This window comes from Herminiimonas glaciei, from assembly GCF_042664955.1.
GTDB classification, from domain to species: domain Bacteria; phylum Pseudomonadota; class Gammaproteobacteria; order Burkholderiales; family Burkholderiaceae_D; genus Oxalicibacterium; species Oxalicibacterium glaciei.
The window spans coordinates 1,075,864-1,087,985 of record NZ_JBHTBU010000002.1 but is presented as its reverse complement, the minus strand read 5'-3'; the positions used below and the strand labels follow the sequence as shown (position 1 = coordinate 1,087,985).

Below are 12,122 nucleotides of genomic sequence, written 5' to 3'. Positions count from 1 at the left end.
CCTACCGTTTTATTTTAAGCGACCTTCTACCGACGGATATTCATTCCAATGCAGCTTTTCGCGCAGGGTATCGTAATAATTCCAGCCCTCCGGATGCAGGAAGGTAATCGTATGTTCGGAACGCTGTACGGTAATGCGGTCATGCTTGAGCAGGCGCGCCACCGATTGCATATCGAAATTGACACTGGCGTTACGTCCGCTCATGACTTCAATCACGATCACGCTGCTGTCCGGCACGACGATAGGACGATTCGACAAGGCATGGGGGGCAATCGGCACCAGTCCGATACCTGTCAGGCTGGGATGCAAAATCGGGCCTCCGGCCGACAGGGCATACGCACTGGAGCCGGTAGGTGTCGCCACGATCAAGCCGTCCGAACGCTGGTTGTACATGAAATGGCCATCGACTTCGACGCGCAACTCAACCATGCCGGCACCTGAACCGCGCGACAGCACCACATCGTTGAAGGCCAGCGTGCTGTACATCGGTTCGCCTTCGCGTTCTATCGAACCTTTCAACAGCGTGCGTTGCTCGGAACGGACTTTACCGCTCAGCATTTCCTTGAGCAGCGGCATCATCTGGTCCAGCGAAATATCGGTCATAAAACCGAGACGTCCCTGGTTTACCCCGATCAGCGGGACATTGTAGGGTGCCAGTTGGCGTGCGATGCCCAGCATGGTGCCGTCGCCACCGACTACAATAGCGGCATCCGCGCACTCGCCGATTTCCGGCAAAGTCATGGCATCGTAATCGGTCAAAGAGAAATTGAGGGCTGTTTCCGCCTCGAAAATGACTTTGCGGCCGGTACTGCCCAGGCAGTCGGCAATATCCGTCAACGATTTCGCAATTCCGCCGGCCATATGTTTGCCGACGATAGCGATCGTATTAAAACTGGATGGATGTGGTGTGTGTGGGGTAAGCGACATGCTGCAGATTAGACCATAATTTGTCCTTCTTTTGGCCTTCTCTTGCGCTATGCAATGCATCATCTACGTAAATGATTGAGTAAGCACCATGACGTCCCAGCCGACACCGCATTCCCCTCCTCCGCCAATCAAGGCTATCCTGTTCGATCTGGACGACACCTTGTGGCATCTGGCCCCGACCCTGGTCAGGGCCGAAGCCATTTTGTACGACTGGCTGAATGTGCACATCCCGGGGGTCACACAACGCTTCAGCAATGAAGAACTGCGCGCGTTGCGCATGGAATTGCTGCCTACCGATCCGCAATTTCAATTCAATGTATGGGCTTTGCGCCACGCCGCACTGACACGTGCCTGTCATTTAACAAGTGAAAACAAGGATCTGGTCGACCAGGCGATGGCGGTTTTTTCGGTTGCGCGTAATGCGGTGAATCCGTTTGACGATGTGGTGCCGGTGTTAAGCAGCCTGAACGAACGCTATCTGCTCGGCTCGGTTTCCAACGGTTTTGCCGACCTTGGCGAAATCGGCCTGGCAGCACATTTCAAGGTCTCGATCGCGGCACACCAATTCGGCAGCGCCAAACCGGGCGCGGAAATTTTCCATGCCGCCTGCGCAGCTTTGGCAGTAGAACCGCATGAAGCAGTTTACGTCGGCGATGATCCGAAACTGGATATCGAAGGCGCACAAAACGCCGGTTTGCGCGCGGTATGGATGAACCGTTTTGACCATACGCTGCCGGCCCATATCGTGCCGGATGCCAGCTGCACCAACTTATATGAGCTCGATGCCTGGCTAAAGCGCGCATAATGGTCGCCATGCCCCTGCGGTCTTGCCCTTGCCGCCCGGCATGGCCACTCATACAATAGCGATACTATGCAACTTGATAACCGTGCCCAAACCCTGCTGAAAGCCCTGGTCGAACGCTATATTGCGGATGGCCAGCCGGTGGGCTCGCGCGAGCTTTCCAAGATATCCGGACTGGAACTGTCGCCCGCCACCATCCGCAACATCATGGCGGACCTGGAAGAGATGGGCTTTGTCGCCAGCCCGCACACGTCCGCCGGCCGGGTCCCGACACCGCGCGGCTATCGCGTCTTCGTCGATACGCTGCTGACTGTGCAATCCATCGATGAAAGCGCACTTGAGTCGAAGTTACAGACTTCTCTGCAAACCGGCTCGTCGCAAAAGATCATTTCAAATGCGGCGCAAATCCTGTCTTCGCTATCGGAGTTCGCCGGCATCGTCATGACGCCGCGGCACGAATCGGTATTCCAGCAAATCGACTTCCTGCGCCTGTCGGAAAAGCGCATCCTGCTGGTCATCGTCAGCCCGAGCGGCGACGTGCAAAACCGCCTGCTGCTGACTGATGTCGATTACTCGCCGAGCCAATTGATACAGGCTGCAAACTACATCAACCAGAATTATGGCGGCCTCAGCTTCGACGAAGTAAGGATACGTTTGCAAGGCGAACTGAAGCAGTTGCGCGACGATATGACACGTTTGATGCAGGCGGCGGTCGAAGCCGGCAGCGATGCGATGAATGACAATAGCGATGACGTCGTCATTTCCGGCGAGCGCAATCTGCTCAGCGTCAGCGACCTGTCATCGAATATGGTGTCGCTACGGCAGTTGTTTGACCTGTTCGAACAAAAAACCAGCCTGATGCAATTGCTGGATGTCTCGAACAAGGCGACCGGTGTACAAATCTTTATCGGCGGCGAATCCAACCTGGTGCCGATGGACCAGATGAGCGTGGTGACTTCGCCCTATACCGTCAACGGCAAGGTAGTCGGCACTTTGGGCGTCATAGGCCCGACCCGCATGGCGTATGAACGCGTAATCCCTATCGTCGACATCACTGCCAAGTTGCTATCGAACGCACTCAGCCACTCTTCCAGCTAAATCAACGCTGCTGAAAACAAAAAAACCATGCCGGCCGCAAAGCCAGCATGGTTTTTTATCGGGTCTTGTCGTCTTATTTTTTAGCTTTTTGGCAATTTTTGCAATGACCGTACAAGGCCAGTGCATGATCTGCAATTTCAAAGCCGTGTTCTTCGGCAATACGGACCTGGCGTTTTTCAATTTCCGCATCGAAAAACTCTTCCACCTTGCCGCAGTCGAGGCAAACCAGATGGTCATGGTGTGAGCCTTCGTTCAGTTCGAATACGGCTTTGCCGGTTTCGAAATGGTTACGCTGCAGCAAGCCGGCTTGTTCGAATTGCGTCAAAACGCGGTACACGGTTGCCAGGCCGACATCCAGATTGTCGGCCAGCAACATCTTGTAGACGTCTTCCGCACTCAGGTGGCGTACTTCGGCAGTCTGGAAAATATCGAGGATTTTCAGACGTGGCAGGGTCGCTTTGAGACCGCTGGCTTTTAACTCGGATGGATTGTTCGGCATGTTCTTGCTCATATTAAGGATATCTGCCTTATCATATAGTGTTTTCGTACAATTGCTCAATCCCTTGAGACCCCATATGCAAATGCTGCCCCGTCATTCTAATCGCGCCCCGGCCCTCGCTGCTACTTTTTGCCTGTTATTGGCAAGCGTACTCACAGGCTGTGCGTCGAAAAACCCGCTGATAGATGAACCGGCACCGGTAGCCGCCGCCAAACCGGCTGCGAAACCTGCCGCCAAGCCGGCACCAGTCGCAGTTCAGGCCAGCGAAGAAAAAGTGCTTGCAGATACAGCCGTAGCGGCAGAAGCACCTGCGGTCGCTGCTGCGCCTGCAGCCGAGGCCACGCAAGCCGCTGTGGCCGAAGCCAAGCCTGTCGCCGCGGTTGCCGCCGCACCAGCCGCCACCAGTGGCGTGCAAGTCAAACGTGAAAAACGCTTCCTTGGCATTTTCTCCCCTTACCGTCCGGATATCCAGCAAGGCAACTTCGTTTCGCAGGAAATGGTCGCGCAACTGAAAGAAGGCATGACGCAAGACCAGGTTATCTTCCTGCTCGGCACGCCTTTGCTGACCGATGTATTCCACGGCGATCGCTGGGACTATGCGTTCCGCATGCAAAAAGGTAATGGCGAAATCACCAGCAGCCGCGTCACGGTCCACTTCAAGGACAAGCTGGTTTCGTCCTTCGAAGGCGGTGGTGACCTGCCAACCGAAAAAGATTACCTGGCACGTATCGCCGACAAAGCCAAAGCGGCAAACAAATAATCAACAGAATCTGAACACATGAATCAACTGAAAATCGCGGTAGCGGGTGCGTCCGGCCGCATGGGCCATATGCTGATCGAAACCATCCTGGAAGCACAGGATGCCACGCTCACCGGCGCACTGGATATCGCCGCATCGCCGGCCGTAGGCAGCGATGCCGCCGCCTTCCTTGGCAAACCTGCCGGCGTACAGATCGAATCCGACTTCGCCAAAGGCCTCGCCAATTCCGAATTCCTGATCGACTTCACTCGTCCTGAAGGCACCTTGCAGCACCTTGAGTACTGCGCCGCACACAATATCAAGATGATCATCGGCACCACCGGTTTCGATGCGGCCGGCAAAGCCGCCATCGCCGCCGCCGCTGAAAAGACCGCGATCATGTTTGCGCCGAATATGAGCGTAGGCGTCAACGTCACGATGAAATTGCTGGAAATGGCCGCAAAGAATTTCTCCGAAGGCTATGACATCGAAATCATAGAAGCCCACCACCGTCACAAGGTCGATGCACCATCCGGCACTGCGATCAAAATGGGTGAAGTGATTGCCGGTGCACTCGGCAAGGAATTGAACGATGTCGCCGTCTGGGCACGCGAAGGCGTGACCGGCGCGCGCGACCCATCGTCGATCGGCTTTGCCACCGTACGCGGCGGCGATATCATCGGCGACCACACCGTGCTGTTTGCCGGCATCGGCGAACGCATAGAGATTTCACACAAATCGTCCAGCCGCGTCAGCTATGCACATGGCAGCCTGCGCGCTGCGCGCTTCCTGGCCGACAAGAAAACCGGTTTGTACGATATGCAGGACGTACTCGGTTTGCGCTGATCGCAGACACAACCATCACTGACAGACTCGGATCGACACCATGAATTCAACAGCAGCAGATCAGGGCCTCGGACTCGCGCATTACTGGGCACAAGGTGATGCGGTATCGCACTCGGTTGCCTATGTGCTGCTGATCATGTCCATCCTCAGCTGGTACTACATCCTGTCGAAAGCCTGGAGTTCATGGCGCATCCGCAAAAGCGCAGCGGCGCTCGACGGTTTCTGGCAAGCGCCGACACTGACCGATGCGATCGCGACGATCAGGCGCAGCGATAGCGAAAACGTCTATACGCCGCTGGCTGCGCAAAGCGTCGAAGCCGCCAACATCAAGCCGCATGCGAATTCACTCAACGCCAATACCGATCCCGGCGAACTGATTACACGTACCCTGCGCCAGGAAATCAATCGCGTCTCGTCGCGCCTCGAAACCGGCCTGACACTGCTCGCATCAGTCGGCTCGACCGCGCCGTTTATCGGCCTGTTCGGTACTGTCTGGGGCATTTACCACGCGTTGGTCGCAGTCTCTTCGTCCGGCACGATACAAATCGACAAAGTAGCCGGTCCGGTCGGCGAAGCATTGATCATGACCGCGCTCGGCCTGGCCGTGGCAATCCCGGCAGTGCTGGCCTATAACGCATTTACCCGCGTCAATCGCGTCACACTGGCTGAACTCGACGCCTTTGCCCACGATTTGCACGCCTACCTGACTACCGGCGCACGCGTCGGCAAGTAAGCCCACCGGGAGACGATATGGCATTCGGCGGATTCAACGACAAGCAGCAAGCCGGTCCGATGGCAGACATCAATGTCACGCCCATGGTGGACGTCATGCTGGTGTTGCTGGTGATTTTCATCATCACCGCGCCCTTGTTCACGCATGCAATCAAACTCGACCTGCCTAGTGCGCAATCGGCGCCGGCACCGACCGAACCGACCACCATTTCGCTCTCCATCAATGGCGCCGGTGCCGTGTTCTGGAACAACGATGCCGTGACGCTGGATGATCTCAACACCAGGTTGGCCGCCGCGTCCAAACAACAGCCGCAACCGCAGGTGCAATTGCGCGCTGACAAGGGGACACGCTATGAGGTCATTGCGCAAGTGATGGCATCCGCACAAGGCAATGGCATCACCAAGCTCGGCTTTGTGACCGAAGTACCGCAATCCACCAAGAAATAACTCCATGGCTGTCGTTCATTTAAACGGTGCAAACATCACCGACTGGCCATCCTTTCACAGCGCCTGCAAGGCTGCCTTCGGTTTCCCGGATTTCTATGGCGATAATATGGATGCCTGGGTCGATTGCATGAGTTATTTGCGCGATGAAGACGGCATGACGAAATTCCGCCTGAAGCCGGCGGAAAAACTCCAGATCATCGTCGATCATGCAGATATCCTGCAGAAAAAAGCCCCTGACATCCTCGAAGATGTTGCCTTCTGCATAGAGGCAATCAACGAGCGCTACGCCGATTACGGCGAAAATCCTGCGCTGGAACTCAAACTGGCCTAGTTTGAGCCCGCCTCGGTGGGTGAACCAGTATAATCACGGGTTCACATTCACTTTTGGCTCCATCCGTCATGCAAGATAAATACAGCCCCGCCGAAGTAGAAAAATCGGCGCACGACCACTGGCAGGCAATCGACGCTTACAAAGCCGTCGAAAACGCCAAGGATAAAAACGGCAAGGACAAGAAGAAGTTCTATGCCTGCTCTATGCTGCCGTACCCATCCGGCAAACTGCACATGGGGCATGTGCGCAACTACACCATCAATGACGTGATGTACCGCTACCTGCGGATGAACGGCTACAACGTGCTGATGCCTATGGGCTGGGACGCGTTCGGCATGCCGGCGGAAAACGCGGCGATGGCCAACAATGTGCCACCGGCGCAATGGACTTACGCCAACATCGATTACATGAAGACGCAGATGGCCTCGATGGGCCTGGCGATCGACTGGTCACGCGAAATGACCGCCTGCCGTCCGGAATACTACAAATGGAACCAGTGGATGTTCCTGAAGATGCTGGAAAAAGGCATCATCTACAAAAAAACCGGGACCGTGAACTGGGATCCGATCGACCAGACCGTACTCGCCAATGAGCAAGTCATCGATGGTCGCGGCTGGCGCTCGGGCGCGCTGATCGAAAAGCGTGAAATCCCGATGTACTACGCACGCATCACCGATTACGCCGAAGAATTGCTGGACCACGTCGACAATAAATTGCCGGGCTGGCCGGAACGCGTGCGCATCATGCAATCGAACTGGATCGGCAAATCGACCGGCGTCCGCTTTGCATTCACGCATGACATCGCTGAAGAAGGTAAGCTGATCAACGACGGCAAGCTGTGGGTCTTCACCACCCGCGCTGACACCATCAAGGGCGTGACGTTCTGCGCGGTGGCACCGGAGCACGCACTGGCGACCTTCGCCGCGAAATCGAATCCGGAACTGGCCGACTTCATCGCCGAGTGCAAACTCGGCAGCGTCATCGAAGCCGATATGGCGACGATGGAAAAGAAAGGCATGCCAACCGGCCTCTTCGTCAAACACCCGCTGACCGGCCAACTGGTCGAAGTCTGGGTCGGCAACTATGTACTGATCACTTACGGCGACGGCGCCGTGATGGGCGTACCGGCACATGACGAACGTGATTTCGCCTTTGCGCAAAAATACGTATTGCCTATCCACCCGGTCATCGATGTACCGGGCAAGACTTTCTCCGACGTTGCCTGGCATGAATGGTATGGCGACAAGGAAAACGGTCGCTGCATCAATTCCGGCAAATACGATGGCCTGAACTACCAGCAAGCAGTCGATGCGATTGCCGCCGACCTGGCCGAACTCGGCCTCGGCGAAAAGAAAATCACCTACCGCCTGCGCGACTGGGGTATTTCCCGCCAGCGTTACTGGGGCACCCCGATTCCTATCATCCACTGCAAGGATTGCGGTGATGTACCGGTACCGGAAAAAGATTTGCCTGTCGTCCTGCCGGAAGATTGCGTACCAGACGGTAGCGGCAACCCACTGAATAAACACGAAAAATTCCTGCACGTCGATTGCCCGCAATGCGGCAAACCGGCGCGTCGCGAAACCGACACCATGGATACCTTCGTCGATTCGTCGTGGTACTACATGCGCTATTGCTCGCCGAACAGCAGCGACGCCATGGTCGACAGCCGTAACGATTACTGGATGCCGATGGACCAGTACATCGGCGGTATCGAACATGCGGTCCTGCATTTGCTGTACGCACGCTTCTGGACCAAGGTCATGCGTGACTTCGGCCTGGTCAAATTCGACGAGCCGTTCACCAACCTGCTGACGCAGGGCATGGTGCTGAACGAAACCTATTTCCGCGAAGATGCCAGCGGCAAGAAGACCTGGTTCAACCCGGCCGATGTGCAACTGCAACTCGACGACAAGGGTCGCCCTGTTTCTGCTGTCCTCAGCAGCGATGGCAAGGCAGTCGAAATCGGCGGCACCGAAAAAATGTCGAAGTCGAAAAACAATGGCATCGATCCGCAAGCGCAAATCGATCAGTACGGTGCGGATACCGCCCGCCTGTTCACCATGTTTGCCTCGCCACCGGAACAGACACTGGAATGGTCGGGTGCCGGTGTCGAAGGTGCGAACCGCTTCCTGCGCCGCGTCTGGGCCTATGGCTACAACCAGGCGACGCGCGTGGCAAACGCATCTGCATTTGATTTCGCCTCATTGCCTGAAGCGCACAAAGCCTTGCGCCGTGAAACGCACAAGATCCTGCAGCAGGCGGATAACGATTACAAACGCATCCAGTACAACACCGTGGTGTCAGCCAGCATGAAAATGCTGAACACGCTGGAAGCGGCGAAGCTGGATGATACGCCGGCATCGAATGCCGTCATCAGCGAAGGCCTCAGCATTTTCCTGCGCATCCTGAATCCGGTCGCGCCGCATATCACCCACGCGTTGTGGCAGGAACTCGGCCTGGCCAAAGTACACGGCGACATCCTCGATGCACCATGGCCGCAGGTCGATCCGGCAGCGCTGGAGCAGGCCGAGATAGAAATGATGATCCAGGTGAACGGCAAGCTGCGCGGCAGCATCATCGTCGCCAAGGATGCGGACAAAGCCAGCATAGAAGCAGCAGCGCTGGCCAATGAAAGCGTGCAGAAATTCATCGAAGGCACGCCGAAGAAAATCATTGTGGTACCGGGCAAACTGGTTAACATCGTTGCCTGATTTGACGTATCTAATTTGACGTAACAACTGACGCAGGATTATTCATGTTTAAAAATCGCCGTCTTCTTACCTTGGTGCTGGCTTCGACCCTCTTGCTGTCTGCCTGCGGCTTCAAGCTGCGCGGCACCATCCTGGGTGGTGACCTGCCGTTCAAGTCGATTTATATCGCAGCACCGGAAAACTCTACGCTGGGTAGTGAGTTGCGTCGTTATATCCGCGGCAGCGGCGAACTCGAAATCAAGCAAAGGGCAGAAGACGCCGAAGCCATCCTGGAAATCGTCAGTGAAACCCGCAACAAGGTCATCCTCTCGCTCAACAGCCAGGGTCGCGTGCGCGAATACGTGTTGTACTACCATGTCACTATCCGTGTACGGAATAATGCCGGCGTCGAATACATGGCACCAACCCTCATCACCCTGAAACGCGACCTCAGTTATAACGAATCGCAAGTTCTGGCGAAGGAAGCGGAAGAAGCGATGCTGTACCGTGATATGCAATCCGACCTGGTACAACAAATCCTGCGTCGCATGGCGGCTATCAAACCGGCGGATGATGCAACTGCGGATTGATGCGCTCGACGCTCATCTGAACAAGCCGTTGGCCGGCTTGTATGTCATCACGAGCGATGAGCATTTGCTGGCACTGGAAGCGGCCGACAAGATACGCAAGGCGGCGCGCGCGCAGGCCTATTCCGAACGCGAAGTATTGGTGGTTGACCGCAGTTTCAAATGGGGTGAATTGCTGGCTGCCAATCAATCGCAATCGCTGTTCGGTGACAAGAAACTGATAGAACTGCGCATCCCTACCGGCAAACCGGGCAAGGATGGCGGCAAGGCGCTGCAGGATTATGCGGCCTCGCTGAGTCCTGACAATGTCACGCTGATTACGCTGCCCAAACTCGATTGGGCCACGCAAAAAGCAGCCTGGGTTACCAGCCTGCAGCAAGCCAGTGTGTATATCGACATCCCGCTGATCGAGCGCGCGCAATTGCCTGCCTGGCTTGGAGTGCGCCTGGCGGCACAACGCCAAAGCGCGAATCGCGAATGCCTGGACTTCATCGCAGATCGGGTGGAAGGCAATTTGCTGGCCGCCCATCAGGAAATCCAGAAGCTGGCTTTGCTGTATCCGGAAGGACCTTTGAGCTTTGAGCAAATCCATGACGCGGTACTGAATGTCGCGCGCTACGATGTCTTCAAACTGAATGAAGCGATGCTGAGTGGCGATACCACCCGCCTGGTGCGCATGCTGGAAGGTTTGAAAGGCGAAGGCGAGGCCTTGCCGCTGGTGTTGTGGGCGGTGGCCGAAGAAGTACGCACCTTGCTCAAGCTGAAAGCCGGCGTGGCGCAGGGACGTCCTTTGAGCCAGTTAACAAAAGAATATCGCATCTGGGGCCCGCGCGAACGCCTGGTCGAACCCGCACTGCGCCGCCTTAAACTGGCGACGCTGGAGAGCGCGCTGCAAGAAGCCGCACAAATCGATAAGATGGTGAAAGGTTTGCGCGCCAAACAGTTTTCCGGCGACGCCTGGGATGCCATGCTGCAACTGGGCCTGAAGATAGCCCGCGGCTAGTTTGCAGCTGTCACGGCTTGCAATAACCGTTCATACACGCCATATAAGTTATTCAGGTTTTAATATCAATCGTCACACCAACCATTCCTTAGCAAAATGGATATCAAGCAATACATGAAAGAAGTCGGTCAACGGGCACGCAAGGCATCGCGCGCCATGGCCAAGGCTGACACCGCTGCCAAGAACCAGGCCTTGCTCTTTATCGCTACGGCGATACGACGCGAAGCCGACGCCTTGCGTGCGGCTAACCAGCTCGATCTGGAAGCAGCCCGCGCCGGTGGCCTGGCCCCTGCCCTGCTCGATCGCCTGACACTGTCCGACAAAGCCATCGCCACCATGGCCGAGGGGCTGGAGCAAATCGTCGCCTTGCCTGATCCGATTGGTGAAATCTCGAACATGAAATACCGTCCGACCGGCATCCAGGTCGGCCAGATGCGCGTGCCGTTGGGCGTGATTGGCATCATTTACGAAGCGCGTCCGAATGTGACGGTCGATGCTGCCGGCCTGTGCATCAAGAGCGGCAATGCCACCATCCTGCGCGGCGGCTCCGAAGCCATCCATTGCAACCAGGCCCTGGCCAAACTGGTCAACGAAGGCCTGGCGGCAGCCGGTTTGCCGGCTGATGCCGTGCAAATCGTCGCAACCACGGACCGTGCCGCAGTCGGTGAACTGATCACCATGCCGCAATACGTAGACGTCATCGTGCCACGCGGCGGTAAAGGCCTGATCGAACGCCTGATGCGTGAAGCCACCGTACCTATGATCAAACATTTGGATGGTATTTGCCACGTCTATATCGACGACAAGGCCGACCTGAAAAAAGCGCTGGATATTTGCTTCAATGCGAAGTGCCATCGCTACGGTACTTGCAACACCATGGAAACACTACTGGTGGCGCGTAGCGTCGCTGCTGCCGTCTTGCCTGAACTCGCCAAGCTGTATGCAACGAAAGAAGTAGAGTTGCGCGGCGACGATGAAGCACGTGCCATCCTGCAAGGCTATCCGCACCTGGCCAGCGCGACGGAAGAAGACTGGAGCACCGAATACCTGGCCGCCATCCTGTCGGTCAAAATCGTTGGCAGCCTGGATGAAGCCATTGATCACATCAACACTTATTCGTCGCAACACACCGACGCCATCGTGACCGAGGATTACACCCGTGCGATGCGCTTCCTGCGGGAAGTCGATTCAGCATCGGTCATGATCAATGCATCGACCCGCTTTGCCGACGGCTTTGAATATGGTCTGGGTGCCGAAATTGGCATCTCCAACGATAAATTACATGCACGCGGACCAGTGGGTCTCGATGGCTTGACGTCGCTGAAATATGTTGTTTTCGGGCACGGGGAAGTACGTGTTTAATGCCGTGCAAAGGAGTGTTGCCTTGCAAGGCAACACCGTTCCGCAGGCACAGGGCA

General features: G+C 56.2%; 13 protein-coding genes. 11 read left to right on the top strand and 2 right to left on the bottom strand.

Features of this window, described 5'->3' with window-relative positions; all coding sequences use genetic code 11:
- Positions 1-9 precede the first annotated feature (9 nt).
- On the bottom strand, positions 10-927 hold the full coding sequence (locus ACFQPC_RS16065; protein WP_382272847.1) for an NAD kinase: 918 nt from the start codon (positions 925-927) through the stop codon (positions 10-12).
- Positions 928-1,015: 88 nt separating this feature from the next.
- On the opposite strand from ACFQPC_RS16065, the gene ACFQPC_RS16060 reads away from it, so the two are divergent.
- Positions 1,016-1,732, top strand: coding sequence for an HAD family hydrolase (locus tag ACFQPC_RS16060; RefSeq protein WP_382272846.1), 717 nt, complete (start codon positions 1,016-1,018; stop codon positions 1,730-1,732).
- A 66-nt stretch (positions 1,733-1,798) separates the two neighbouring features.
- Complete coding sequence (gene hrcA, locus ACFQPC_RS16055; RefSeq protein WP_382272845.1) at positions 1,799-2,827, top strand: heat-inducible transcriptional repressor HrcA; 1,029 nt, start codon at positions 1,799-1,801, stop codon at positions 2,825-2,827.
- A 73-nt stretch (positions 2,828-2,900) separates the two neighbouring features.
- Here hrcA and fur read toward each other — a convergent pair whose 3' ends face one another.
- A complete protein-coding gene (gene fur / locus ACFQPC_RS16050) occupies positions 2,901-3,326 on the bottom strand; it encodes a ferric iron uptake transcriptional regulator (protein WP_041297148.1) in 426 nt (141 codons plus the stop codon).
- A 76-nt stretch (positions 3,327-3,402) separates the two neighbouring features.
- On the opposite strand from fur, the gene ACFQPC_RS16045 reads away from it, so the two are divergent.
- The 9 genes from ACFQPC_RS16045 to ACFQPC_RS16005 all read left to right on the top strand — a co-directional run bounded on the left by ACFQPC_RS16045 (position 3,403) and on the right by ACFQPC_RS16005 (position 12,066).
- Positions 3,403-4,086, top strand: a complete 684-nt coding sequence (locus ACFQPC_RS16045; protein WP_382272844.1) for an outer membrane protein assembly factor BamE — start codon at positions 3,403-3,405, stop codon at positions 4,084-4,086.
- An 18-nt stretch (positions 4,087-4,104) separates the two neighbouring features.
- Positions 4,105-4,911, top strand: coding sequence for a 4-hydroxy-tetrahydrodipicolinate reductase (dapB, locus tag ACFQPC_RS16040; protein WP_382272843.1), 807 nt, complete (start codon positions 4,105-4,107; stop codon positions 4,909-4,911).
- A gap of 40 nt (positions 4,912-4,951) precedes the next feature.
- A complete protein-coding gene (locus ACFQPC_RS16035; RefSeq protein ID WP_012080742.1) occupies positions 4,952-5,644 on the top strand; it encodes a MotA/TolQ/ExbB proton channel family protein in 693 nt (230 codons plus the stop codon).
- Between the two features lie 17 nt (positions 5,645-5,661).
- Positions 5,662-6,090, top strand: a complete 429-nt coding sequence (locus ACFQPC_RS16030; RefSeq protein WP_382272842.1) for an ExbD/TolR family protein — start codon at positions 5,662-5,664, stop codon at positions 6,088-6,090.
- Positions 6,091-6,094: 4 nt separating this feature from the next.
- Positions 6,095-6,421, top strand: coding sequence for a barstar family protein (locus ACFQPC_RS16025; RefSeq protein WP_382272841.1), 327 nt, complete (start codon positions 6,095-6,097; stop codon positions 6,419-6,421).
- Positions 6,422-6,489: 68 nt separating this feature from the next.
- Positions 6,490-9,135 carry a leucine--tRNA ligase gene (gene leuS / locus ACFQPC_RS16020; RefSeq protein ID WP_382272840.1) on the top strand — a complete coding sequence of 882 codons (2,646 nt, stop codon included), beginning with the start codon at positions 6,490-6,492 and terminating at the stop codon, positions 9,133-9,135.
- A 44-nt stretch (positions 9,136-9,179) separates the two neighbouring features.
- Positions 9,180-9,704: an LPS-assembly lipoprotein LptE gene (locus tag ACFQPC_RS16015; protein ID WP_382272839.1), complete on the top strand. Its 525-nt coding sequence runs from the start codon at positions 9,180-9,182 to the stop codon at positions 9,702-9,704.
- Entirely contained in the window at positions 9,688-10,704 is a 1,017-nt protein-coding gene (gene holA / locus ACFQPC_RS16010) for a DNA polymerase III subunit delta (RefSeq protein WP_382272962.1), read from the top strand. Before ACFQPC_RS16015 ends, holA begins: the two co-directional genes overlap by 17 nt.
- Positions 10,705-10,800: 96 nt before the next feature.
- Positions 10,801-12,066, top strand: coding sequence for a glutamate-5-semialdehyde dehydrogenase (locus tag ACFQPC_RS16005; RefSeq protein ID WP_382272838.1), 1,266 nt, complete (start codon positions 10,801-10,803; stop codon positions 12,064-12,066).
- The last annotated feature ends 56 nt before the right edge of the window (positions 12,067-12,122 follow it).